Source organism: Xanthomonas sp. AM6 (genome assembly GCF_025665335.1).
GTDB lineage: Bacteria > Pseudomonadota > Gammaproteobacteria > Xanthomonadales > Xanthomonadaceae > Xanthomonas_A.
Window position 1 is genome coordinate 4,422,725 of record NZ_CP106869.1, and the last position, 23,961, is coordinate 4,446,685.

A 23,961-nucleotide genomic window follows, 5' to 3' on the forward strand; every position below is an offset into this window, starting at 1 on the left:
GCACGCGGGAGCGCCCAGCGGCGAGGACGTGGCGCATGCGGGCCGTGCGCCACGCGGCGCATGAGGCAGCGGCGGCGCCCATCGCATCGCCGCTCCAACCCCGGCGACGAGCCCCGCGCTGTCTGCCGCCGTGTCATACGCCCGTCACCGATCGCCCGGACCATGGGAGTCCATAGCAAGGACGACGGATGGAGGCAGGATCAGCCTCCGATTTCTCCCAGGGGCCGCACTGGCGACAGTGCGGTTCTTTCTTTTGCGTCGGCGCCGCCGCTCAGCCGGCCGCGAACCTGGCCAGCGCCTCGCCCTGCAGCCGGTACACGGTCCATTCGTCCTGCGCCCGCGCGCCGGCGGCTTCGTAGAAGTCGATCGCCGGCCGGTTCCAGTCCAGCACCGACCATTCGAACCGGCCGCAACCCTCGGCCACGGCCTGCCGGGCCAGGTGCCGCAGCAAGGCCTTGCCGGCGCCGCCGCCGCGGTGTTCGGGGGCCACGTACAGGTCTTCCAGGTACAGGCCGTTGCGGCCGAGCCAGGTCGAGTAGTTGTAGAAGTACACCGCGTAGCCGATCGGCTGCGCGTCGGCTTCGCAGATCAGCGCATGCGCGGTGGCGCCCGGGCCGAACAGGCTGGCGCGCAGCCCGGCCTCGTCGGTCTGCACCGCGTCCTCGGCGCGCTCGTAGCGGGCCAGGTCGCGGATCAGGCGCAGGATCAGCGCCGCGTCGTCGGCGGTGGCCGGGCGGATGTGCAGCGCGGCCATCTCAGCGCCCCGCCACCGCCGCGCGCATCTGCGCGATCACCGCGGCATAGTCCGGGGCGTTGAAGATCGCCGAGCCGGCGACGAAGGTGTCCGCGCCCGCCGCGGCGATCGCGGCGATGTTGTCCGGCTTGACCCCGCCGTCGATCTCCAGCCGGATCGGCTTGCCGCTGGCGTCGATCCTGCTGCGGACCGCGCGCAGCTTGTCCAGCGCCGCGGGGATGAAGGCCTGGCCGCCGAAGCCCGGGTTGACCGACATCACCAGCACCAGGTCCAGGTCGTCGAGCACCCAGTCGAGGATGTCCACCGGGGTGGCCGGATTGAGCACCAGCCCGGCCTTGCAGCCGTGCGACTTGATCAGCTGGATCGTGCGGTGCACGTGGCGGCTGGCCTCGGGATGGAAGCTGATGAGGCTGGCGCCTGCCTCGGCGAAATCCGGGATCAGCCGGTCCACCGGCTCGACCATCAGGTGCACGTCGATCGGCGCGGTGACGCCGTGCTTGCGCAGCGCCTGGCACACCATCGGGCCGATGGTCAGGTTCGGCACGTAGTGGTTGTCCATCACGTCGAAATGGATCCAGTCGGCGCCGGCCGCGAGCACGGCGTCCACTTCCTCGCCGAGGCGGGCGAAGTCGGCGGACAGGATGGACGGGGAGATGATGCAGTCGGACATGGCGGAGGTCTCAGCGCTTGCGCAGGGTGCGGATACGGTCGTAGGCGGTGTTGAGCTGGCTGGCCTTCTTCTCGGCCCGCGCCCGCAGCTCCGGGCTGGCGCCGGCGACCTTGTCGGGGTGATACTGGGAGATCAGCCGGCGATAGGCCAGCTCGATCTCCGCATCGGTGGCGTCGCGGGTCACGCCCAACTCGCGGTAGGGGTCCTCGCGCTGGCCGAGCTTGAACCAGTCGGCGTCCAGCGCATGCCCGACCAGCAGCCCCAGCGCCGCGCCGAACACCGGATTGGGCCGGAACAGCAGCGCCCCGACGATCGCGCCGAGCAGTTTTCCGTACCAGTGCATGGGCGAGGGCGGGCTCGGCGGACAAGGCCTCGTATTTTACGGCACAGCGGGCCTTTCCGGCCGTACACTACGCGGCCCGCTGTCGAGCCGCGGGCCCGCCGGGTCCCGGGACAGCCGCCATTGCGAAGTCCGTAGGAGTGCCTGTGTCCACCACGCTGTTGCAATCCGATCTGCCCGGCCTGCCGTTGCGTCACCGGGGCAAGGTCCGCGACGTATTCGATATCCCCCGCGACCGCCTGCCTGCCGACGCCCCGCCCGGGGACTACCTGCTGATGGTCGCCACCGACCGCCTGTCGGCGTTCGACGTGGTGCTGCCCGACCCGATTCCCGGCAAGGGCGAGATGCTGTGCCAGGTCTCCAACTTCTGGTTCAAGAAGACCGAGCACCTGATGCCCAACCACCTCACCGGCATCGACGTGGCCGCGGTGCTGCCGGCCGGCGTGGACGCGCAGTTGTACGCCCGGCGCGCGGTGGTGACCAAGAAGCTCAAGCCGGTGCCGGTGGAGGCGATCGCCCGCGGCTACCTGATCGGCAGCGGCTGGAAGGACTACCAGCGCACCGGCAAGGTCAGCGGCATCGAACTGCCCGACGGCCTGCGCCAGGCCGAGAAACTGGCCGAGCCGATCTTCACCCCCTCGACCAAGGCCGCGGTCGGCGACCACGACGAGAACATCGACTTCGACGCGATGGTCAAGACCGTCGGCGCCGAACTGGCCGAGCGCGTGCGCGACGCCACGCTGCGCATCTACCGCTTCGCCGCCGACTTCGCCGCCGAGCGCGGGATCCTGCTGGCCGACACCAAGTTCGAGTTCGGCACCGACGCCGACGGCCGCCTGTACATCATGGACGAGATGCTGACCCCGGACTCCTCGCGCTACTGGCCGGCCGACGAATACCAGGTGGGCACCAGCCCGCCGAGCTACGACAAGCAGTTCGTGCGCGACTACCTGGAGACGCTGGACTGGGGCAAGACCGCGCCCGGCCCGCGCCTGCCGCAGGACGTGATCGACCGCACCCGCGCCAAGTACGCCGAGGCGCTGCAGCGGCTGGCGGGGATTTCGATCGACTGACCGCAGCGGCGCGCGGACGCGCGCTGCGGCGGCGCGCGCGCCGGCAACGTGCAGGCGCTCGGGTGGCGGGCATCGCGTCCGCCGCGCGCGCGTCAGCCCGCCGCGGCGCCCTGCAGGTCCGGCTCGCGCTGCATGCTCCGCTGCAGCCCGCGCAGCAGCGCCCAGGCCAGCAGCGATACCGCGACCACCACGTAGCCGACCACCGCGAAGTGCTGCAGCCGGCCGTCGGCCCCGATCGTGACGATATGCCCGGCGACCAGCGATGCCAGGCCGCCGGACAGTTGCTGCACGGAGGCGCTGATCGCGTTGAAGGCGCCGCGCTGCGGCAGTGCCGGCACCGACGCCGCCAATGCCTGGAACGGAATCATGCGCGAGAAGATCGCGGCGAACAGGAACACGTTGACCACGATCAGCACCGGCAGCGGGACCGGGCCGAGATGGGTGTAGACCAGCACCATCACGCTGGACAGCAGCGTGCCGAAGGTGAACACAGGCAGGATGCCGAACCTGTCGGTGGCCCTGCCGATCAACGGGCCGAACACGATCGCGCACAGCCCGGTGATCAGGTAGATGGTCGGCAGGCTGTGCAGAGCGATGCCGAGATTGCCGACGATGTAGGCGCTGCTGAACGGCATCAGCATGAATCCGCCGGTGCTCAGCAGCGCGGTCGCGGCGAACGCCAGCAGATGGCGCGGCACGGTCAGCGTATGCAGCAGATGCCGCCACGCGCCGTGTTCGCGCGGCGCCTGCAGGTGTCCGGTGACCGGCTGCAGCCGCCACGCCACGACCAGCCCGGCGAGCAGGCCGAACGCGGCCATCGCCAGGAACGGCGCGTGCCAGTCCCAGCGGTTGGACAGGTACAGGCCGATCGGGATGCCCAGCACCTGGCTGGCGGCGAAAGCGGTCTGGATCAATCCCATCACCCGCCCGCGCAGTTGCGCGGGAAACAGGTCGGTGGCGATGGCCAGCACCACCGAGCCGATCACGCCGCCGAACAGCCCGGTGACGATGCGCGCCAGCAGCAGGCTCTCGAAGCTCCGCGCCAGCCCGCACCACGCGGTGCCGACGATGAAGCCGGCGTAGAAGAACAGCAGCAGCCGCTTGCGGTCGAACCTGTCGGCGAAGCCGGCGGTCAGCAGCCCGGAGAGGGCGGCGCTGAACGCATACGCCGACACGACCAGGCCGAACTGGGTCGGGCCGATGCGCAGCGCGGGCATGATCGTCGCGCCCAGCGGCGACATCAGCATGAAATCGAGGATGACGGCGAACTGCAGGAAGGCCAGCATGCCGGCCACCACTTTCTGGTAAGCGCTGAAGCCCGGGGGCGCGGCGGAGGTCTGCGCGCTCATGCCGGTTGCACCCGGCGCAGCACGATCGCGTGTTCCGGGCACGCTTCCACGCACAGGCCGCAACCGCGGCAGGCGTCGGCGTTGGGCGCGTATGCGACGCGCATGCCGTGCACGCGCAGCTTGAACCGCTGCAACAGGCCAAGGCGCAGATAGTCGTCGGCATCGATGCGGCGCAGTTCGAACACCTGCTCCGGGCACACCCGGACGCAATCGCCCTTGCCCTCGCAGCGTGCCAGTTCCACGCTCGGCGCCACGGCGCCGGGCGGCTGCTTGCACACGGTCTTGGCAGCGTGGATGGGCGTCATTGGCGCTCGCCCCGATGCCGGCGGCGATGCATGCCGTGGCGGAACTGCTCGCGCTCTTCCGGGGTCATCGCCTGCCACTTCTCCCAGTGGCGATGCCGGCGCCATCCTCCGTGGCCGCGGAATCCGCCGAACAGGATGCGGCTGAGCACCAGCAATCCCACCGCGTGCGGATAGTCGATCGGGCGTGCGCCGCTCAATGCCAGCGGCACCACCGCGTTCCACAGCAGCATGACCACCGCGCCGAGCACGGCGACCGCCGCGAGGGCGATCACCGGCTTGCCCACGTACCAGATTCTGGAAAATGCCATGTCGTTCACTCCTTCATGATTCGAGTTCGTCGTAAGCCGCCTGCAGCCGCGCGCGCAGGTACAGCACGGCGTAGCGCTTGCGCGCCAGCAGGGTGTTGATCGCGATGCCGCTGTCGTCCGCCATCTGCCTGAAGCTGCGGCCCTCGAATTCGTGGGCCACGAACACCTCGCGCTGGGTGTCCGGCAGTTCGTCCAACGCCTGTTGCAAGGCCGCCAGCAGGCTCGCCCGCGCATACGCGGCCTCCGGCCCGCCATCGGGCGCGGGCAGTTCCAGGTCCAGGCGCAGCGTGTCGTCGTCGCCGTCCTCGTCTGCGCCGCCGATGCGCGCGTCCGGCGGCTGCGCCCTGCGCTTGCGGAAGCGGTCGATGATGCGGTTGCGCGCGACCTGGAACAGCCACGCGCTGGCCTGCTCGATCGGCGCGGGCAGCCGGTAGGCCTGCACGAACTCGGAGAGCACGTCCTGCAGGATGTCCTCGGCGTCGGCCCGGTCGAGCACGCGGCGGCGGATGAAGTTGCCGAGCCTGGAACGCTCGCGCAGGACCGTCGCGGCGATGTCGCGGTCGGTCTCGGGCGCTGGGTGCGATGGGCTCATGCTGTTGCAGACGTGACAGCGCGGCCGATATTGTGGCCGGCCAAGATGTTTTTTGCGCTGCCCGGCGCGTCGCCCTGCGTGGCGGCGCTGGCGCAGGGACGCGCGAGGCCGCCGTTGTCTCCGCGCCGGTCCCGGGATGGCGCTATGCTGGCCCGGTTCCTGGGAGGGAAGATGGATACCACCGCCTACGCGCGCCCGATCGACCGCTACTTCGCCAGCTATTCCGACGATCACCGCAATGCCGCCAACCAGCGCATCCACGTGGTCGCGGTGCCGGCGATCCTGTGGTCGGTGGTGGCGCTGCTGTGGTGCATCCCGGTCGGCGGCAGCTGGTTCCAGAGCGGGCTGTGGGCGGCGCTGGGGATGTTCGCGGCATGGATGTACTACAACCGGCTGTCGCGGCCGCTGGGCTACGGCATGCTGGCGGCGTTCTTCTTCTGCGGCTGCCTGTGCCGGTTGCTGGAGGCGCGCATCGGCCTGCCCGGCCTGCTGTGGCTGGCAGTGGGCGTGTTCGTGGTGGCGTGGATCGCGCAGTTCGTCGGGCACAAGCTGGAAGGCCACAAGCCCAGCTTCCTCACCGACCTGGTGTACCTGCTGATCGGGCCGGCCTGGGTGCTGGCCAAGCTCTACCGGCGCATGGGCTGGCGCTACTGAACCGGGCGCCGCCCGCGCTTCAGCGCGACACGCCCAGCATCGCCGCATCCGGCGCGAACGCGCGCGGCGCATAGCCGAAATCGCGCTGCGCCGGCGCCAGGTCGAACACCAGGTCCTCGCCCATGCGCTGCAGCGCGGCGCGGTTCATCCCGCGCAGGCGGCCGCCGGCATGGGCGACGGACAGGGCCAGCGCGAACAGCGCATGCGGCAACGGCAGCAGCCGCGCCGGCGGCTGCAGCGCGGCCAGTACCCGCCGCACCATCTCGCGGTAGCTGAGCACCTCGCCGCCGCCCAGCGCATAGCTGCGGCCGTGCGTGGCCGGATGCGCCAGCACCGCCAGCGCCGCGTCGGCCAGGTCCTGCACGTGCACCGGCTGGCGCAGGCCGCGGGCGCTGCGCGGCAGCACGAACCAGCCGCTGCGCCGCGCCAGCGCCGCGATCGCGCTCAGCGTGCGGTCGCGGCCGGCGCCGTAGACCAGGGTCGGGCGCAGCACGGTGACCGCGGCGGCGCGCTCGGCGGCCACCGCGAACAGCGTGGCCTCGGCCTCGCGCAGGCGCCGCGCGACGTCGCGCTCGGCGGCATCCAGCGAATCGCGCTTGACCTCCAGGCTGGTGGAGCCGAACGCGACCACGCGCGGCGCGCGCAGCGGCGTGCGCCGGTACCAGGCGGCGAACGCATCCAGCGGCCCGCAGCTGAAGATCGCATCGGCCTGCACCGGCGGCGCCTGCAGCGCGCCCAGTTCGCCCAGGTGCCAGTGCACGCCGGCGCGCGGCGGCTGCGCCGTGCGCGAGACCGCGTGCACCTGCCAGCCGGCGGCCAGCAGGCCTTGCAGCAGGCGCTCGCCGATCTGGCCGCTGCCGCCGAACAGCAGCGCGGTGCGCCCGCCCGCGGCGTCGGCAGGCGTGGCGGAAACGGCGGCGGCGGCGATGGCGGGCGTGTCGGTCATCGCGCAAGCATAGCGAGCGCACGCCGCCGCGCCCAAATCCCGGGCGCCGTTGCGCACTCGCAGGTGCGTCACCCGGCGTGCGCTACGCTGCAAGAATGACCTTGCATGCGCCGACCACCATCGCAGGCCAGCGTCAGGACACGCCTGTTACACTCGGGCTCCTGCTCGCGAATCTCGCATTCCCTGCATGATCCCCGTCCTGGACATCCTGCTGGCCTTGCCGTTCCTGATGGCGGCGGCCGTCGTCGCCCTGCGCCATCGTTCGCGCGCCACGCTGGCGTGGATCGCTGCGGCGGCGCCGTTGGCCGGGCTGGCGCTGCTGGGCGCGCTGACCCCGACCGTGCTGGACGGCGGCATCGTCCGCGCCGACCACGCCTGGCTGCCGCAGATCGGATTGCTGTTCTCGCTGCGCCTGGACGGGCTGGCGTGGATGTTCGCCGGGCTGGTGCTGGCGATCGGCGCGCTGGTGGTGATGTACGCGCACTACTACCTCGGCGCGCGCGAGAACGTGGCGCGCTTCTACGGCTATCTGCTGCTGTTCATGGGCGCGATGCTGGGCATGGTGATCGCCGGCAACCTGCTGCTGCTGATGGTGTTCTGGGAACTGACCAGCATCAGCTCGTTCCTGCTGATCGGCTTCTGGTCGCAGCGCAAGGACGCGCGCGACGGCGCGCGCATGGCGCTGGTGATCACCGGCGGCGGCGGCCTGGCGCTGCTCGGCGGAGTGTTGCTGCTCGGGCGCATCGTCGGCAGCTACCAGCTCGATGCGGTGCTGGCCGCTGGCGCGACGATCCGCGCCAGCGCGCTGTATCCGTGGGCGCTGGGGCTGATCCTGCTCGGCATCTTCACCAAGAGCGCGCAGTTCCCGTTCCATTTCTGGCTGCCGCATGCGATGGCCGCGCCGACCCCGGTGTCGGCGTATCTGCATTCGGCGACGATGGTCAAGGCCGGCGTGTTCCTGCTGGCGCGGCTGCATCCGGCGCTGGCCGGCAGCGAGCTGTTCTTCTACGCGGTCAGCGGCGTCGGCGCGGTCACGCTGCTGGTCGGCGCCTGGTACGCGATCTTCCAGCACGACCTGAAGGGCCTGCTGGCGTATTCGACGATCTCGCACCTGGGCCTGATCACCATGCTGTTCGGGCTGTCCACGCCGATGGCGGTGGTGGCCGGCGTGTTCCACATCCTCAACCACGCGGTGTTCAAGGCCTCGCTGTTCATGGCCGCGGGCATCATCGACCACGAGACCCACACCCGCGACATGCGCCGGCTCGGCAACCTGCGCCGCTGGATGCCGTTCACCAGCGCGCTGGCGATCATCGCCTCGCTGTCGATGGCCGGCATCCCGCTGCTCAACGGCTTCCTGTCCAAGGAGATGTTCTTCGCGCAGGCGCTGGACGCCGACGGCCCGGCGGCGATGCGCGCGTTCACCGCCACCGCGGCGCTGCTGGCCGGCGTGTTCGGCGTCGCCTACAGCCTGCGCTTCGTCTATGAGACCTTCTTCGGCGACGGGCCGCGGCAGCTGGATGCGATGCCGCACGAGCCGCCGCGCTGGATGAAGATCCCGGTGGAGATCCTGGTGCTGGTGTGCGTGGCGGTCGGCATCGTGCCGGCGCTGACCGTGGCGCCGGTGCTGCGCGCCGCGGCCGGGGCGATCCTCGGCGACGCGCTGCCCGACTACAGCCTGGCGGTCTGGCACGGCTGGAACGCGCCGCTGGCGATGAGCATCGCCGGGGTGGTCGGCGGCGTGGCGCTGTACTTCGGCCTGCGCCGCCTGACCGTGCTGTACACCGAAGTGCGGCGCTCGCTGGGCAAGCGCGTGTTCCACTGGCAGGTGGATGCGCTGTTCGGCATCGCCGTGCGCTTCACCCGGTTGCTGACCAACGGCAGCCTGCAGCGCAGCCTGCGTTGGCTGCTGCTGAGCGCGGTGGTGGTCGCGGCGGCGCCGTTCATCGCCGCGCCGCCGCTGTGGAGCCAGTGGCCGGCGCCGCAGCCGATGCCGCTGCTGGGCTGGGGGCTGTGGCTGCTGATCGTCAGTTGCGCGCTGGCCACGCTGTTCCTGTACCGGCAGCGCCTGCTGGCGGTGCTGGTGATCGGCGGCAGCGGGCTGGGCGTGAGCCTGGTGTTCGTGTTCCTGTCGGCGCCGGACCTGGCGCTGACCCAGTTGCTGGTGGAGATGGTGACGCTGGTGCTGATGCTGCTGGCGATGAACTACCTGCCCAAGGCCTCGCCGGTGGAACCGCAGCGCTGGCGCAAGCTGCGCGACGCGACGCTGGCGATCGCCGCCGGCACCGGCATGGCGCTGCTGGCGTATTCGGTGATGACCCGGCCGGCGTCGACGATGGCCGGCGAGCTGTTGCAGCGCGCGCTGCCGGAAGCCTACGGGCGCAACGTGGTCAACGTGATCCTGGTCGATTTCCGCGGCTTCGACACCTTCGGCGAGATCACCGTGTTCGGCATCGCCGCGCTGGTGGTGCATGCGCTGCTGCGGCGCGCGCGGATGGCGCCGGAGAAGGTGATGCCGGGTCCGCCGATCAAGCTGCCGGTGCCGGCCGACCTGGCGCAGCTGATGTTCCCGCTGACCCTCACCGTGTCGATCTTCCTGTTCCTGCGCGGCCACAACGCGCCCGGCGGCGGCTTCATCGCCGGCCTGGTGCTGGCGGTGCCGCTGCTGATCCAGTACGTGATCCAGGGCGCGGCGTCGGTGGAATCGCGCTTCGGCTTCGACTACATCCGCTGCATCGGCCTGGGCCTGTTGCTGGCCGCGCTCAGCGGCATGGCCTCGATGGCGTTCGGCGTGCCGTTCCTGACCAGCGGCCACTACGACCTCTACATTCCGCTGATCGGCGACATCCCGCTGGCCAGCGCGCTGGGCTTCGATACCGGCGTGTACCTGGTGGTGTTCGGCGGCACCATGCTGACCCTGTCGATGATGGGCACGATCAAGCCCTCGCGCACGCGCGAGTCGCAGCGCGGGCAGATCGATCCGGCGCAGCGGTCGGCGCGTACCGGGGAGATGCGCTGATGGAACTGGCCCTGGCGAGCGCGATCGGCGTACTGACCGCGGTCGGCGTGTACCTGCTGCTGCGCGCGCGCAGCTTCGACGTGATCCTGGGCATGACCGTGCTGTCCTACGCCACCAACCTGCTGATCTTCGCCGGCGGGCGGCTGGTGCAGGGCAAGGCGCCGGTGCTGCGCGACGGCATCGCGCCGACCCTGGCCGAGCACGCCGATCCGCTGCCGCAGGCGCTGGTGCTGACCGCGATCGTGATCGCCTTCGCGATGACCGCGGTCAGCATCGTGCTGGCGATGCGCAGCCGCGGCGACAACCGCAGCGACCACGTCGATGCGCGCGTGGATCCCGACGGCGGCAGCGCGCTATGAACCACCTGGTGATCCTGCCGATCCTGATCCCGCTGCTCGGCGCCGCGCTGTCGCTGTTCGTCGAGCACCGCCGCTACGGACGCCACGTGCGCCGCGCGGTGGCCTGGACGTCGATGGCGGCGCTGGCGGCGGCGGTGGTCGCGCTGTTCGTGCGCGCCGGCGACGGCCAGGTGCAGGTCTACCTGCTCGGCGACTGGCCCTCGCGGCTGGGCATCGCGCTGATGGCCGACCGCCTGTCGGCGTGGATGCTGCTGACCACCACCCTGCTCGCCGCGGCCTGCCTGCTGCACGCCTGCGCCGGCTGGGACCGGCGCGCGCCGCACTTCCACGCGCTGTTCCAGTTCCAGCTGGTCGGGCTCAACGGCGCGTTCCTGACCGGCGACGTGTTCAACCTGTTCGTGTTCTTCGAGGTGATGCTGATCGCCTCCTACGGTCTGCTGCTCAGCGGCGGGCGCGGCCTGCGCCTGCGCGTGGGCTTCCACTACGTGGTGTTCAACGTCACCTCCTCCACCCTGTTCCTGATCGCGCTGGGCCTGCTGTACGCGCTGCTGGGCTCGTTGAACATGGCCGAGCTGTCGCAGCGCATCGCCCAGGCGCCGCCGGAGAACCTGCGCCTGATCAAGGCCACCTTCGGCCTGTTGCTGCTGGTGTTCTGCGCCAAGGCCGCGCTGCTGCCGCTGTACCTGTGGCTGCCGGAAACCTATGCGCGCGCGCCGGCGCCGGTGGCGGCGCTGTTCGTGGTGATGACCAAGGTCGGGCTGTACGCGGTGCTGCGGGTGAGCACGCTGATCCTCGGCAGCCAGGCGCAGGCGCTGGCCGGCTACGGCCGCGACTGGCTGCTGTGGCTGGGCATCGGCACGCTGCTGCTGGCCGCGCTCGGGGTGTTGGCCGCGGTGCGCCTGCGGGTGCTGGTCGGCTACCTGGTGATCGTGTCGGCGGCGACGCTGTTCGTCGCCTTCGCGCTGGACGCGCCGGGCACGCTCGGCGCCGGCCTGTACTACCTGGCGCACAGCAGCTTCGTCGCCGCGGCGCTGTTCCTGATCGCCGACCTGATCCGGCGCCGCCGCGGCGACGCCGGCGACCGCAAGGAAGTGATCGCGCCGCTGCCGGGCAAGACCGTGCCCGGCGTGCTGTTCCTGATCGCGGCGATCTCGGTGGCCGGGTTGCCGCCGCTGTCCGGGTTCCTGGCCAAGGTCGCGATCCTTGGTGCCACGCCGGCGGCCAACGTCGGCCCGGTGTGGGCCGCGGTGCTGCTCAGCAGCCTGATGGTGATCATGGGCCTGACCCGCGCCGGCGTGCGCCTGTTCTGGCGCGTGCCGGGCGACCAGCACCTCGACGACGACGGCACCGAACGCCTGCCGCGGCCACCACCGCGCAAGGCGCGCGCGCGGCCGCTGGAAACCGCGGCGACACTGCTGCTGCTCGGCTACGGCGTGGCGATGAGCGTCGCCGCCGGGCCGCTGCTGCGCTACACCGAGGCCGCCGCCGCGCAGCTGCTGCGCCCGACCGACTACGCCACCCAGCTGCGCGCCACCGCGCCGGCGCTGCGGGAGCCCTGACATGCGCCGTCCCTGGTTGCGCCGCCTGTTCCCCTCCTGGCCGCTGAGCGTCACCGTCACCGTGTTCTGGCTGCTGATGAGCGACAGCTTCAGCCTCGGCCAGGTCCTGCTGGGCGCGCTGCTGGGCGTGGCCGTGCCGCTGTTCGCCGCGCGCCTGGACCGCGAGTTCGCGCGCATCGGCTCGCTGCGCTCGGTGCCGAAGATGCTGTGCGTGGTCGCCTGGGACATCGTGCGCTCCAACGTGGTGGTGGCGCTGCAGGTGCTGGGCCCCGAATCCCGGATCCACCCCGGTTTCATCTGGGTGCCGCTGGACATCGCCAACATCCACGGCATCGCCGCGCTGACCAGCATGATCACGCTGACCCCGGGCACGGTGTCGGCGGCGCTGTCGGACGACCGCAAGTACCTGTTGGTGCACGTGCTGCACCTGGACGACGCCGAGACCGTGATCCGGCAGATCAAGACGCGCTACGAAGCGCCCCTGATGGAGATCTTCCCATGACCAGCCACATGTTCATCGAAGGCACCATTGCCGTGTGCATGCACGTGGTGGCGCTGGCGATGCTGCTGGCGCTGTGGCGGCTGCTGCGCGGGCCGACCGTGCCCGACCGCATCCTGGCGCTGGACACGCTGTCGGTGACCGCGATCGCCGAGCTGATGCTGTTCGGCATGTACCTGGATTCGCCGGTGTATTTCGAGGCCGCGCTGGTGATCGCGATGCTCGGCTTCGGCAGCACCGTGGTGCTGAGCAAGTACGTGCTGCGCCGGGACATCGTCGAATGATCGGGCTGCTGCAGGTCGGGCTGTCGCTGCTGCTGATCGTCGGCTGCTTCTTCATCCTGCTCGGCGCGCTGGGGCTGGTGAAGCTGTCGGACTTCTTCAAGCGCCTGCACGCGCCGACCAAGGCCAGCACTCTGGGCGTGGGCTGCGTGCTGCTGGCCTCCGTCGGCTATCACCTGTTCCTGGGCCAGGACCCGCAACCGCGCGAACTGCTGATCACCGCGTTCCTGTTCATCACCGCGCCGATCAGCGCGCACATGATGGCCAAGGCCGCGCTGTCGCTGATGATGGAGCAACGCCCGCAGGTGCCGGGCAGCGACCACGCCGACAAGGAAGGGCTGCCGCCGCCGGCGCAGCACGACGAGCGCTAGGCGACCAGGCCGCAGCCGACGCAATGTGGTAGGAGCGACTTCGGTCGCGACGGGCGTTGTCGCGAGCCCACCGCGACGTGTGGCTCGCGGCGACCCGGAATCCTCCCCCAACCGACATCTTCCGAATCGAGCCCCGACCGCACCGGCAATGCTTTTCCGATTCCCGATTCCCGATTCCCGATTCCCGAGTCCCGACGCTCACCCCACCAGCACCACTTCCAACCCGATCCAGGCCAGAAACGCCACCAGCAGCACCGCGCCTTCGCCGCGGCTGATGCGCATGTCGCCGCGCAGCATCGGATACAGCACCACGCTGAGCGCGACCGCCGCCGGCAGTTCCAGGCGCACGAACGAGGCCGGCAGCGGCAGCGGCCGCAGCGCCGCCATGCCGCCGATCACCACCAGCAGGTTGAACAGGCTGGAGCCGAGCACGTGCCCGACCACCATGTCGCCCTGCCCGCGCCGCGACGCGGCGATCGCGGCGGCGGCTTCCGGCAGCGCGGTGCCGATCGCGACCGGCAGCAGCCCGACCAGCAGCGGCGACAGGCCCCAGGCGGCGCCGAGCCGCGGCGCCGCATCGACCACGAGCTTGGCGCCGAAATACAGCAGCACGATCGCGATCAGCAGGCGCAGCAGGTTCAGGCCAAGCGCAGTGCGGGTCACCGCATAGCCGGACACGCCGAGCTGGCGCGCGGCGTCCTCGCTGCGCGCGCGGCGCAGCAGGAACACCAGCACGCCGACGAAGCCCAGCAACAGCAGCACGCCTTCCAGCCGCGAGATCGCCCCGTCCAGGCCGAACCCGATCAGCGCCAGCGTCGTCACCGCCAGCAGCACCAGCAGCGGCGACAGCATCCGCGTGCGCACCAGCAGCGGCGCCGCCAACGCGGCCAGCGCCAGGGTCAAGCCCAGGTTGGCCAGGTTGCTGCCGACCGCGTTGCCCAGCGCCAGGTCCTGCGCGCCGACCGCGTAGGCGCGCGCATTGACCGCCAGCTCCGGCAGCGAGGTGCCGAACGCCACCAGCAGCAGCCCGGCGACGAACGGCGAGGCGCCGCAGCGCTGCGCCAGGCCCGAGGCCGCCTTGACGATCGAATCGCCGCCCAACGCCAGCAGCAGCAGTCCCACCAGCACCAAGCCGATCGCGCTCGCCATCGCCCACCCCTCGCCAATACGATGCGCGATTCTATGCGCAGCGCGGATGATGCGGCCGTCATCGTGGCGACGGCGGGCCGGGATGCACCGCCGGGCGGTTGTTCGGCGGCGTCGAGCGTTGGCGGCATGGATCGCGGCCGAGGGTCGAGCCGCTTGGGGTCGCCCCTGGATGGGCTCGCCGCCAGGTTGGGTGAGAGCGTGCGGGAAGATGAGCCCCGGGCGTTTGGGCCATCGGCCCCGACAGCCAACCGAAACCGGTGAGGCCACTGCGGCGTTCGTCGCGACTGAAGTCGCTCCTACAAGGGGCGTGCAGCCGGATAGCCGGCGAACTGCGGCGGGAGTTTGGGCGTGGCTTGGGACCGTCGGCTCCGGCGGCTATCCGAGCCGTTGAGGCTGCTGCGGCGTTCGTCGCGACTGAAGTCGCTCCTACAGGGGCGTGCAGCCGGATAGCCGGCGAACTGCGGCGGGAGTTTGGGCGTGGCTTGGGACCGTCGGCTCCGGCGGCTATCCGAGCCGTTGAGGCTGCTGCGGCGTTCGTCGCGACTGAAGTCGCTCCTACAGGGGCTTGCGGAGACCAGCTGGGCATACTGCAGGAGAGGCTTCGGCCCCGCCCGCTGCTGCCGAACCCACCCTCTCACCGTTGCGCCTGCCGCGGCTGAAGCCGGTCCTACAGAGGATGCGGTGCCTTGGCCGGGTGCACTGTGGGAGCGGCTTCAGCCGCGACGCGTTCCGCCGACCGCACCCGCTGGTTCAACGCCATCGCCGCCGAAGGCAACGGCAATCCGCTAGCCGCAGCCTTCGACATAATCCACCTGCGGCGGCAGGCCGACGCGCCAGGCGCTGGCCTTGCCGGCGGCGTCGATCTCGAACGCCAGCACGCCGGACTGGGCGGTGGCACCGGCGATGCGCAGGACCTTGCCGCCTTCGATGTACTTGTGCGGCTGCTCCTCCACGCGTCCGGCGTACAGCGCGCGCAGTTGCGCCAGGTCCATGCCGACCTTGCCGCCGCCCGGCGCGGTTTCCTTGGCATTGCGTACGTCGTAGCGCACCAGCTTGTCGGCCTCGAACATCAGGCCGAAGTCGTTGCCGCCTTTGGCCCAGCGCGGCCTGAGGACATAGCAGCCGCCAGCCTCGCCGGGCTGGCCATCGAGCTCGCCGCCCCACGCCGCGCGCGCCTGCGCCGCGCTCATGCCCAGGCGCAGGTCGCCGTAGCCGTCCTCGCGCGCCAGCTGGCGCGCGGCCGGCGCCATCTCCGGCGGGATCGCCGCCGCCGGGGCCTGTGCCGGGGGTACGTCGGTGTCCGGTTGGTCCAGTGCCGGCGGCGGCAAGGCCTCGTCGCGCGCCGCGGCAGGCGCGGGCGGCGGGGATGCCGGCGGCGCCTTGCCGCAGGCGCCCAGCGCGAGCAGCAGCAACGCGGCGGCGGGCAGGGTCGGCTTCATCGCAGTTCCTCGCAGGAGCAGCGCATAGGCTAACGCGCGTGCGGTGCGCATGCACTGACTGGCGTTGCGGAATCGCGATGCAGGCCGCCGTCGCTATCGCTGCCGGCTCGGCGTTGGCTTCGGCATCCGGGCCGGAATCGGCCCGAAGCTGGCATCGCGTCGGCGTCGGTATTGCCATTGGCGATGGCAGCGGTGGCGGTCGCAATGGCGCAGACAACGCCTCCGTGCGATCCGCCCGCCACGTACCGTACGCGTCGCATGGTGCGAGACACGACAAGCCGTTTCCACAAAAGGCCAATTCTTCGCCGCCGCAGCCCGAGGAAGGCCAGGAAGAGTCGCGCAACGCATCCTGCGCGATCGTCGCGGCGTTCCCATCGACATCACGGCGGCCACGAAGTTCGCCCCTCGCCGCGCTCGCGTCCGCTCTCCTCGCCGCGCAGGCGGCCCGCAGCGCCTGTCGCCTGCCGCTGTCATCAGCGTTTCACCGCCGGCGGCGAAGCTGCGCACCTTCCGGTATCCCGCCATGCACCCGCGCAAGACCGCCCTCGCCCTCGCGGCACTGCAATCCCATGCCGCGCCGCTGGACATGCGCCAGCGGCGCGTGCTGATCCTGGCCGATGGCCAGCGCAGCGTCGAGGAACTGGTCGCGTTGGGCGGCAGCAACGCCGCGGCGATCGTGCAGGCGCTGTTGCAGCAGGGTTACCTGGACGACGGCCGCATGCCCGCCGCGCCGGTCGCGGCACCGGCGGCCCCCGCCGCGGCGCCGGCGGATCCGCGCCGCGCGCTGCTCAACGCGCGCATGTATCTGCTCGACCTGCTGCAGCTGCAGCGCCATCCGGCCTCGCGCCCGCTGCAGCAACAGTTGCGCGACGCGCGCGAGGACGCCGCCACGCTGCAGGCGATCGCGCACGCGCTGCGCGCGATGCCGGAGATGACCTCGGAGCGCTATGCGCAGCGCATCCGCGAGCGCGTGCTGGAAGTGCTGCCGGCACCGCTGCACGCGTCGCTGGAAGCCGCCTGAGCGCACGGTTGCAGGGCCGCCCGCGCGCGGCACGGGCCGCGGCACCCCGCGCCACGCACGCTCAGGGCGCGCGGAAATGGCGGCGCAGGCCCTGCCAGCACTGCTGGTAGTCGCGCTGGCGGTGCGCGGCGGCCAGCGCCTGCGCGGTCGGGCGCAGCACCGCGCGGGTCTCGAACATGAAGGCCATGGTGTCGGCGATGACGTCCGGCCGCGACAGGTCCGCCTGCGAGGCCTTGTCGAAGGTGGCCGCATCCGGGCCGTGCCCGCTCATGCAGTTGTGCAGCGACGCGCCGCCCGGCGCGAAGCCTTCGGCCTTGGCGTCGTAGACGCCGTGCACCAGGCCCATGAACTCGCTGGCCACGTTGCGGTGGAACCACGGCGGCCGGAACGTGTGCTGCGCCACCAGCCAGCGCGGCGGGAAGATGGCGAAATCCAGGTTGGCGGTGCCTGGCGTGTCGCTGGGCGCGGTGAGCACGGTGAAGATGCTCGGATCCGGATGGTCGAAGCTGATCGAGCCGATGGTGTTGAAACGGCGAAGGTCGTACTTGTACGGGGCGTAGTTGCCGTGCCAGGCGACCACGTCCAGCGGCGAATGCGCGATCGGCGCACGCCACAGGTGGCCCTGGAACTTGGCGATCAGTTCGAACTCGCCCTCGTCCTCCTCGTAGGCGGCTACCGGGGTCAGGAAGTCGCGCGGATTGGCCAGGCCGTTGGCGCCGATCGGGCCCAGGTCGGGCAGCCGCAGCAGCGCGCCGAAGTTCTCGCACACGTAGCCGCGCGCCTGTCCGTCGGGCAGCGCGACGCGGAAGCGCACGCCGCGCGGGATCACCGCGATCTCCTGGGGCTCGACCTCGAGCGTGCCCAGTTCGGTGCACAGCTGCAGGCGGCCGAGTTGCGGCACGATCAGCATTTCCGCGTCGGCGTTGTAGAAGAACCGCCCCTGCATCGAGGCGCTGGCCGCATACAGATGCACCGCCACCCCATGCTGCGCGGCGGCCGAGCCGTTGCCGGCCATCGTGTACAGGCCGTCGACGAAATCCACCGCGGCCTGCGGCAGCGGCAGCGGGCTCCAGCGCAACTGGTCGGGCGACACCGGCCCGGCATTGACGTCGTTGTGGAAACCGCCGGCCTGCGCATACGCGGCGAAGGTGCCGTGCACCGCCGCCGGACGGATCCGATACAGCCAGCTGCGCCGGTTCACCCCGCGCGGCGCGGTGAACGCGGTGCCGGACAGCTGCTCGGCGTACAGGCCATGGGCGACGCGCTGCGGCGAGTTCTGCCCTTGCGGCAGTGCGCCGGGCACGGCTTCTGTGGCGAATTCGTTGCCGAAGCCGGATTGATAGCCGTTGTGCGAGATGTTCATGGCGTGGGCTCTTGCTCTGAAAGCCCCTCTCCCACCGGGAGAGGGGTTGGGGTGAGGGTACGGACGAAGACAGGATCGATAGCACCAGCAACATCCAAGATCGACGCGACCACCGCATCCGCGTGCAGGAGTACGTCGTCGTTCCAGAACCGGAGCATGCGCATTCCTTGGGACTCCAGGTAGCCAGACCGCTCGGCATCGATCTTTGTCGAATGTTGTGAGCCGTCCAGTTCAACGATCAGCTTCAATGCCTCGCAATAGAAATCGACGACATAAGTGGGACCGGATGCTGTCTGCGAAACTTCAAACCGTACAGACGCTCACCGCGTAGATGCTGCCAGAGTTTTCGTTCCGCATCGGTCATGTCGCGGCTCAGCTTGCGCGCGCTTCTCAGGGTCGTTGTGGGCAAGGGCGGCTTGGGCTTCATGACCCCACCATACCCTCACCCCAACCCCTCTTCCGTCGGAGAGGGCTTTTGCCGCATCGGCATTCTCCGCGACGTAGCCTCAGAGCACGCCGCGCTTCATCTGGTCGCGCTCGATGCTCTCGAACAGCGCCTGGAAGTTGCCTTCGCCGAAGCCCTCGTTGCCCTTGCGCTGGATGATCTCGAAGAAGATCGGGCCGATGCAGTTCTGGGTGAAGATCTGCAGCAGCTTGCGCTGCTTGGTCTCCGGGTCGGCGTCGATCAGGATCTTGTTGCGCGCCAGCCGCGGCACGTCTTCGCCGTGGTTGGGAATGCGCTGGTCGATCACCTCGAAGTAGGCGTCCGGGGTGTCCAGGAATTCCACGCCGGCCGCGCGCATCCGCTCCACCGTCTCGTAGATGTCGTCGGTGAAGCAGGCGATGTGCTGGATGCCTTCGCCATGGTAGGCGTCGAGGTATTCGTTGATCTGGCTCTTCGGATCGGAGGATTCGTTGAGCGGGATGCGCACCACGCCGTCCGGCGCGGTCATCGCCTTGGAGGTCAGCCCGGTCTTGGCGCCCTTGATGTCGAAGTAGCGGATCTCGCGGAAGTTGAACAGGCGCTCGTAGTAGTCCGACCAGCGCTGCATGTTGCCGAAGTACAGGTTGTGGGTCAGGTGGTCGATGAAGGTCAGGCCGAAGCCGGCCGGGTACGGCTCGGCGCCGGGCACCGGTTCGAAGTCGGCGTACACCGAGCCCTTCTCGCCGTAGCGGTCGACCAGGTACAGCATGCAGTCGCCGATGCCCTTGACCACCGGCGCCGGCACCGCGCGCGTGTCGGCCTTGTCGGCGATGGCTTCGCCGCCGTTATCCAGCACCTTGGCGAACACTTCCTCGGCCGGATGCTGGAAGCGGATCGCGAAGCCGCAGGCGCAGGGGCCGTGCGCGGCGGCGAAATCGGCGGCGAACGAATCGGGTTCCTCGTTGACCAGGAAATTGACCCCGCCCTGCCGGTACACGGTGATCGCGCGGCTGCGGTGGCGCAGCACCGCGCTGAAGCCCATGGCGCGGAAGTAGGCGTGCAGCTGCTCGCCCTGGCCGGCCGGCGCGGCGAATTCGACGAATTCGAAGCCGTCGATGCCCATCGGGTTCTCGAAGGTGGTGACCTGCATGCCCAGGTTGGCCGGCTGGGACGGATACTGCGGTTGTGCGCTCATGGCTCGTCTCCTGGAGGACGCGGGCCGGAGGCCGCCCGAAATTTCGGATGCGGACGGACGCCAGACTCGCGAGAATGGACAGTAGTCTCCTCCCTTATAGTTACAAATGAAACCACCAGCAAGGTGCAATGCAGCATGACGATCGCCCCCTCCGCGCCACCGCCTTCCGAGCCCTCCCTGGATCTGGAGCAGTTCCTGCCCTATCGCATCAGCGTGCTGTCCAACCGGATCAGCAGCAACATCGCCCGCGTCTACGGCGAGCGCTACGGCATGGCGGTGACCGAGTGGCGGGTGATGGCGGTGCTGGCGCTGTACCCGGGGCTGTCGGCCGGCGAGGTGTCCGAGCGCACCGCGATGGACAAGGTGGCGGTGAGCCGCGCGGTGGCGCGCCTGCTCGAGCGCGGTTTCATCCAGCGCGAGACCCATGGCGACGACCGCCGCCGCTCGGTGCTGCACCTGTCGGCGGCAGGCGTGGAGGTGTACCAGGTGGTGGCGCCGATGGTGCTGGAGTGCGAGCGCCGGCTGCTGGCGCCGTTCAGCGAGGAGGAGCAGCGCGTGCTGAACCGGCTGATCGACCGCCTGGCGGCCGAGGGGCTGCCGAGCATGACCGGAAAGTGAGACGACGGCACGCCACGCCCTCAGCGGGCGTGGCTTATGCGTACTGCACAACCGCGACCGCCTCGCCGACCTGCGCGGTGGACGCGGTACCGGACACGGTGGCCGACTCGGGCACCGCCTGCGCGGTACTCGCCGTCGCTGCCGGTGCTCGTGTAGGAGCGGCTTCAGCCGCGACAGGTTCTATCGGTAACGCCCGTCGCGGCTGAAGCCGCTCCTACAGGGTGCACGGCGGCTTTCGGCATCCCGGGAAGACGCCCTGGGCTTGGCCTAGGTCTTCGGCGGCGCCCACTGCTTGAGGAAGTCGAAGAACTTCTTGCGGTCGTAGCCCTTGCCCTTCTCCAGCTCGCCGGTGAACTGCGAGTGCAGCAGCTTGCCGTCGGCGTCGAGCACCAGCAGGTGCGGGTAGGCCTCGATCTTCGGGTACTGGGCCAGGAACGCCTCGTTCTTGTTCTCGTCGCTGTAGTTGACCTTGACCCACACGTAGTTGGCGTCGCGGAAGCTGCGCACCTCGGCGTCGCCCTCGATGAATTCGTCGAGGATGTGGCACCACGAGCACCACTGGCCGCCCACGTCCAGCAGGATCCGCTTGCCGCCGCGCTTGGCTTCCACCTCGGCCGTTTCCAGGTCGTTGGCCGGGTCGCGCGCCGGGTCGAACTGCGCGCCCAATGCCGCCACCGCGGCCACGTCGGCGGCGGCGGGGGTATTGCCCGAGGCCACCGGCTGGTTGGGATCGGCCACCGGCGGCTTCTGCACCGAGGTGTCCAGCGGCTTGGCCGGCGCCTGCTCGGCCTCCGGCGCGACGGCCTTCTCGCAGCCCGCCAGGGCCAGCAGCAGCGCCGCCGCGCCGCCCATCGTCTTGATCGTCTTGTTCGACATTGCGATCTACCTCACGTCATTTGACACCGTGCATCAGCTTGTTGATCAACGGTGCAAGCAGGAACAACAACACACCCGAGCCGAGCAGCGCCCAGAAACCGAAAGTGTAGCCCTTCAGCGCCGAGGCCACGGTCATGCCGGTCTCACCGCTGACGCCCGCGGCGAAGATGCCGGACAGGTTGTTGCCGATGGCGGTGGACAGGAACCAGCCGCCCATCGCGAAGCCCACCACCTTGGTCGGCGCCAGCTTGGTGGTCATCGACAGGCCGATCGGCGACAGGCACAGCTCGCCCACGGTCTGGATCACGTAGACCATGAACAGGGTCCAGAACGGGATCTTGCCGGAGCCGTCGACCAGCGAGGACAGGGCGAACATCAGCAGCGCGAAGGCCAGGCCGTTGAAGATCAGGCCCAGGCCGAACTTGCGCGGGATCGACGGGTTGGCCGAGCGCAGCGCCACCCACAGCCACACGAACACCGGGCCCAGCACCAGGATCGCCAGCGTGTTGACCGACTGGAACCAGCCGACCGGGAACATCCAGCCGCCCAGGTCGCGCTCGACGATGTTCTGCGCGAGGAAGTTGAACGAACTGCCGGCCTGCTCGAAGAACATGAAGAACATCACGTTGAACACGAACACGATCAGCATGGCGATCGAGCGGTCGCGCGGCACGCGGCCCTCGCGGATGCCTTCGACCAGGATCATCGCGCACAGCGCCACGAACAGCGCGGTGAGGATCCAGCCGAGGATGCCGGCGTCGATCAGCAGCAGGCCATAGGCCACCGGGATCACCACCAGCGTCGCCAGCAGCACGCCGAACGTGCGGCCCATGCCCTCGCCGCCGGCCGGCGGCTGGCCGACCGCGCCGAGCTGGTGGCGCCCGATCCAGAACCAGACCAGGCTGATCAGCATGCCGATGCCGGAGGCGATGAACACGTACTTGTAGGCCGGCATCGCTTCGGTGCCGAACAGCTTGTCGGCCAGCAGGCCGGTCAGGATCGGCGCGACGAAACCGCCGGCGTTGATGCCCATGTAGAAGATGGTGAAGCCCGAATCGCGGCGCGGATCGTCGAGCGGATACAGCTTGCCGACCATGGTCGACACGTTCGGCTTGAACAGGCCGTTGCCGGCAATGATCGTGGCCAGGCCGATCTTGAACACTTCTTCGTTCGGCACCGCGATCAGGAACAGGCCCACCGACATGACCACCGCGCCGATCAGCAGCGAGCGCTGGTAGCCGATCAGCCGGTCGGCGACGAAGCCGCCGAACAGCGCCGAGGCGTAGACCAGCGCCAGATAGGCGCCGTAGAGCCGGTTGGCCGGGGCCTCGCCCGCGCCGGAGCCCTGAAAGAACTCGGCCACGATGTAGAGGGTCAGCGCCCAGCGGATGCCGTAGAACGCGAAGCGCTCCCAGAATTCGGTCATGAACAGCATCCACAATGGCCGTGGATGGCCCAGCAAGGTCTTGAATTCGGGCGGTTGCGCCGGCTGCGGCGAGGCGGGGGGGTGCGACGCGACGTCGTCAACGCTCATGCGGTGTCCCTTGCGTATTCAGTATGGGCTGGGCGACTCCCGGCCGGGCCGGGCGAACGGGCGAGCATCACCGACAGTTGGCGGTCGCGTCAAATGGCCGGGATTGGGGATTCGGGATTCGTGGGAACCTCTGGATCTGACCCCGTTGCTCGAGACCAGTGCCCGAACGCGCTAGGGCGCCTGTAGCCCTTCATCGGGTCCCGCGTCCGGGGTCACGAGCCCCGGCTCGGCATCGCGCCCATCCGGCAGGCCCACCGAGGTGCGCACCTCGAACAGTTCGGGGAAGAAGGTCAGCGCCAGCGCCTGCTGCAGGAAGCCCACGCCGCTGGAGCCGCCGGTACCGCGCTTGAAGCCGATCACCCGCATCACCGTGCGCATGTGGCGGAAGCGCCACAGCTGGAACTGCGTCTCCAGGTCCACCAGGTCCTCGCACAGCGCGTACTCGCGCCAGTAGCGGTCGGTGTTCTCGTAGATGCGCTCGAACACCGGGCGCAGCAGCGGGTCGCTGACGTGCGGCTGGCGCCAGTCGCGCGCGCGGTACTGCTCGGGCACGGCATGGCCGAAGCGGGTCAGGTAGCGCAGGAACTCCTCGTACAGGCTGGGCGCTTCCAGCACCGCCTGCAGCCCGGCCTGCGCGTGCGGGTCGTGGCCGAACACGCGCAGCATCTGCGCGTTCTTGTTGCCGAGCAGGAACTCGATGGTGCGGTACTGCAGCGACTGGAAGCCGGACGCGGGCCCGAGCACGTCGCGAAAGCCCATGTATTCGGACGGGGTCAGCGTCTCCAGCACCGACCACTGCTCGGTCAGCAGGCGCAGCACCTGCTTGCTGCGCGCCAGCACCTTGCGGCACTGCCATACCTCGTCGCGCTGCAGGTGCGCGATCGCCGCGCGCAGCTCGTGCGCCAGCAGCTTCAGCCACAGCTCGGAGGTCTGGTGCTGGATGATGAACAGCATCTCGTCGTGGTGCGGCGGGTCGGACAGCGGCTGCTGCGCGGACAGCAGCTGGTCCAGCCGCAGGTAGCCGCCGTAGGTCAGCCGCCCCTCCAGGTCGGTGTGGATGCCGGCTTCGAGCGGGCGCTGGTTGTGTTCGACGGGCATGGGCGGGTACGGCGGTCCGGGCCGGCAAGGGTACCGCAGCGACGCCTGTCACATCCCGGTCAGCGGCCGGCGGCAAACTCGGGCAGAATCGGGCCAGCGCCTTGGGGGGCGCCCGGTCGTCGTCCGCGGTATTCCACGTCTTCAAGGATTGGGGAGAGTCTTCGT

At 70.0% G+C, this 23,961-nt stretch carries 26 protein-coding genes; 10 read left to right on the top strand and 16 right to left on the bottom strand.

The features are described 5' to 3' along the window. Positions 1-271 precede the first annotated feature (271 nt). The 3 genes from OCJ37_RS18930 to OCJ37_RS18940 are packed head-to-tail and all read right to left on the bottom strand — an operon-like array spanning position 272 to position 1,767. Positions 272-754, bottom strand: coding sequence for a GNAT family N-acetyltransferase (locus OCJ37_RS18930; RefSeq protein ID WP_263111232.1), 483 nt, complete (start codon positions 752-754; stop codon positions 272-274). Between the two features lies 1 nt (position 755). Next, the gene (gene rpe / locus OCJ37_RS18935) at positions 756-1,424 is read right to left on the bottom strand and encodes a ribulose-phosphate 3-epimerase (RefSeq protein WP_263111233.1); all 669 of its coding nucleotides are present in this window, start codon (positions 1,422-1,424) and stop codon (positions 756-758) included. 10 nt (positions 1,425-1,434) lie between these two features. After that, the gene (locus OCJ37_RS18940; protein WP_263111234.1) at positions 1,435-1,767 is read right to left on the bottom strand and encodes a J domain-containing protein; all 333 of its coding nucleotides are present in this window, start codon (positions 1,765-1,767) and stop codon (positions 1,435-1,437) included. A gap of 143 nt (positions 1,768-1,910) precedes the next feature. Here OCJ37_RS18940 and OCJ37_RS18945 point away from each other — a divergent pair, with 143 nt between their 5' ends. Continuing rightward, complete coding sequence (locus OCJ37_RS18945; RefSeq protein ID WP_263111235.1) at positions 1,911-2,837, top strand: phosphoribosylaminoimidazolesuccinocarboxamide synthase; 927 nt, start codon at positions 1,911-1,913, stop codon at positions 2,835-2,837. A 92-nt stretch (positions 2,838-2,929) separates the two neighbouring features. On the opposite strand, the gene OCJ37_RS18950 is transcribed toward OCJ37_RS18945, so the two are convergent. Genes OCJ37_RS18950 through OCJ37_RS18965 form a run of 4 tightly spaced genes read right to left on the bottom strand, consistent with a single transcriptional unit; the run spans position 2,930 to position 5,391 of the window. Then, complete coding sequence (locus OCJ37_RS18950; RefSeq protein ID WP_263111236.1) at positions 2,930-4,186, bottom strand: MFS transporter; 1,257 nt, start codon at positions 4,184-4,186, stop codon at positions 2,930-2,932. After that, positions 4,183-4,491, bottom strand: a complete 309-nt coding sequence (locus OCJ37_RS18955; protein WP_263111237.1) for a 4Fe-4S dicluster domain-containing protein — start codon at positions 4,489-4,491, stop codon at positions 4,183-4,185. Before OCJ37_RS18955 ends, OCJ37_RS18950 begins: the two co-directional genes overlap by 4 nt. Further along, positions 4,488-4,799 (bottom strand): hypothetical protein, encoded by a 312-nt coding sequence (locus OCJ37_RS18960; RefSeq protein WP_263111238.1) that lies wholly within the window; start codon positions 4,797-4,799, stop codon positions 4,488-4,490. The genes OCJ37_RS18955 and OCJ37_RS18960 overlap by 4 nt, the downstream gene beginning before the upstream one ends. A gap of 13 nt (positions 4,800-4,812) precedes the next feature. After that, positions 4,813-5,391, bottom strand: a complete 579-nt coding sequence (locus OCJ37_RS18965) for an RNA polymerase sigma factor (protein WP_263111239.1) — start codon at positions 5,389-5,391, stop codon at positions 4,813-4,815. Between the two features lie 171 nt (positions 5,392-5,562). Between OCJ37_RS18965 and OCJ37_RS18970 the strand changes: the two genes are divergently transcribed. Further along, positions 5,563-6,045 carry an Mpo1 family 2-hydroxy fatty acid dioxygenase gene (locus OCJ37_RS18970; RefSeq protein ID WP_263111240.1) on the top strand — a complete coding sequence of 161 codons (483 nt, stop codon included), beginning with the start codon at positions 5,563-5,565 and terminating at the stop codon, positions 6,043-6,045. Between the two features lie 19 nt (positions 6,046-6,064). Here OCJ37_RS18970 and OCJ37_RS18975 read toward each other — a convergent pair whose 3' ends face one another. After that, on the bottom strand, positions 6,065-6,991 hold the full coding sequence (locus tag OCJ37_RS18975) for an NAD-dependent epimerase/dehydratase family protein (RefSeq protein ID WP_263111241.1): 927 nt from the start codon (positions 6,989-6,991) through the stop codon (positions 6,065-6,067). Between the two features lie 187 nt (positions 6,992-7,178). Between OCJ37_RS18975 and OCJ37_RS18980 the strand changes: the two genes are divergently transcribed. The 6 genes from OCJ37_RS18980 to OCJ37_RS19005 are packed head-to-tail and all read left to right on the top strand — an operon-like array spanning position 7,179 to position 13,079. Continuing rightward, entirely contained in the window at positions 7,179-10,010 is a 2,832-nt protein-coding gene (locus OCJ37_RS18980) for a monovalent cation/H+ antiporter subunit A (RefSeq protein ID WP_263111242.1), read from the top strand. After that, on the top strand, positions 10,010-10,369 hold the full coding sequence (locus tag OCJ37_RS18985; RefSeq protein ID WP_263111243.1) for a Na+/H+ antiporter subunit C: 360 nt from the start codon (positions 10,010-10,012) through the stop codon (positions 10,367-10,369). Before OCJ37_RS18980 ends, OCJ37_RS18985 begins: the two co-directional genes overlap by 1 nt. Continuing rightward, a complete protein-coding gene (locus OCJ37_RS18990; RefSeq protein WP_263111244.1) occupies positions 10,366-11,928 on the top strand; it encodes a monovalent cation/H+ antiporter subunit D in 1,563 nt (520 codons plus the stop codon). Before OCJ37_RS18985 ends, OCJ37_RS18990 begins: the two co-directional genes overlap by 4 nt. Before the next feature lies 1 nt (position 11,929). Continuing rightward, a complete protein-coding gene (locus OCJ37_RS18995) occupies positions 11,930-12,430 on the top strand; it encodes a Na+/H+ antiporter subunit E (protein WP_263111245.1) in 501 nt (166 codons plus the stop codon). Next, positions 12,427-12,711: a K+/H+ antiporter subunit F gene (locus OCJ37_RS19000; RefSeq protein ID WP_263111246.1), complete on the top strand. Its 285-nt coding sequence runs from the start codon at positions 12,427-12,429 to the stop codon at positions 12,709-12,711. Before OCJ37_RS18995 ends, OCJ37_RS19000 begins: the two co-directional genes overlap by 4 nt. Further along, positions 12,708-13,079, top strand: a complete 372-nt coding sequence (locus tag OCJ37_RS19005; RefSeq protein ID WP_263111247.1) for a Na+/H+ antiporter subunit G — start codon at positions 12,708-12,710, stop codon at positions 13,077-13,079. Before OCJ37_RS19000 ends, OCJ37_RS19005 begins: the two co-directional genes overlap by 4 nt. 198 nt (positions 13,080-13,277) lie before the next feature. On the opposite strand, the gene OCJ37_RS19010 is transcribed toward OCJ37_RS19005, so the two are convergent. Further along, positions 13,278-14,228, bottom strand: a complete 951-nt coding sequence (locus tag OCJ37_RS19010; RefSeq protein ID WP_263111248.1) for a calcium/sodium antiporter — start codon at positions 14,226-14,228, stop codon at positions 13,278-13,280. Between the two features lie 785 nt (positions 14,229-15,013). Then, entirely contained in the window at positions 15,014-15,667 is a 654-nt protein-coding gene (locus tag OCJ37_RS19015; RefSeq protein ID WP_263111249.1) for a lectin, read from the bottom strand. Positions 15,668-16,190: 523 nt separating this feature from the next. Between OCJ37_RS19015 and OCJ37_RS19020 the strand changes: the two genes are divergently transcribed. Continuing rightward, the gene (locus OCJ37_RS19020) at positions 16,191-16,688 is read left to right on the top strand and encodes a hypothetical protein (protein WP_263111250.1); all 498 of its coding nucleotides are present in this window, start codon (positions 16,191-16,193) and stop codon (positions 16,686-16,688) included. 61 nt (positions 16,689-16,749) lie between these two features. On the opposite strand, the gene hmgA is transcribed toward OCJ37_RS19020, so the two are convergent. The 3 genes from hmgA to hppD all read right to left on the bottom strand — a co-directional run bounded on the left by hmgA (position 16,750) and on the right by hppD (position 19,625). Next, complete coding sequence (hmgA, locus tag OCJ37_RS19025) at positions 16,750-18,051, bottom strand: homogentisate 1,2-dioxygenase (protein ID WP_263111251.1); 1,302 nt, start codon at positions 18,049-18,051, stop codon at positions 16,750-16,752. Then, complete coding sequence (locus OCJ37_RS19030; protein ID WP_263111252.1) at positions 18,048-18,299, bottom strand: endonuclease domain-containing protein; 252 nt, start codon at positions 18,297-18,299, stop codon at positions 18,048-18,050. Before OCJ37_RS19030 ends, hmgA begins: the two co-directional genes overlap by 4 nt. Positions 18,300-18,557: 258 nt before the next feature. Next, on the bottom strand, positions 18,558-19,625 hold the full coding sequence (hppD, locus tag OCJ37_RS19035) for a 4-hydroxyphenylpyruvate dioxygenase (RefSeq protein ID WP_263113736.1): 1,068 nt from the start codon (positions 19,623-19,625) through the stop codon (positions 18,558-18,560). 180 nt (positions 19,626-19,805) lie between these two features. Here hppD and OCJ37_RS19040 point away from each other — a divergent pair, with 180 nt between their 5' ends. Next, positions 19,806-20,288 (top strand): MarR family winged helix-turn-helix transcriptional regulator, encoded by a 483-nt coding sequence (locus OCJ37_RS19040; RefSeq protein WP_263111253.1) that lies wholly within the window; start codon positions 19,806-19,808, stop codon positions 20,286-20,288. Between the two features lie 267 nt (positions 20,289-20,555). Here the strand turns inward: OCJ37_RS19040 and OCJ37_RS19045 are convergent, their stop codons facing one another. The 3 genes from OCJ37_RS19045 to OCJ37_RS19055 all read right to left on the bottom strand — a co-directional run bounded on the left by OCJ37_RS19045 (position 20,556) and on the right by OCJ37_RS19055 (position 23,796). Then, a complete protein-coding gene (locus OCJ37_RS19045; protein WP_263111254.1) occupies positions 20,556-21,164 on the bottom strand; it encodes a thioredoxin family protein in 609 nt (202 codons plus the stop codon). A gap of 16 nt (positions 21,165-21,180) precedes the next feature. Then, a complete protein-coding gene (locus OCJ37_RS19050) occupies positions 21,181-22,698 on the bottom strand; it encodes a peptide MFS transporter (RefSeq protein WP_263111255.1) in 1,518 nt (505 codons plus the stop codon). Between the two features lie 171 nt (positions 22,699-22,869). Beyond that, positions 22,870-23,796 carry a tryptophan 2,3-dioxygenase gene (locus OCJ37_RS19055; RefSeq protein ID WP_263111256.1) on the bottom strand — a complete coding sequence of 309 codons (927 nt, stop codon included), beginning with the start codon at positions 23,794-23,796 and terminating at the stop codon, positions 22,870-22,872. Positions 23,797-23,961 lie beyond the last annotated feature (165 nt).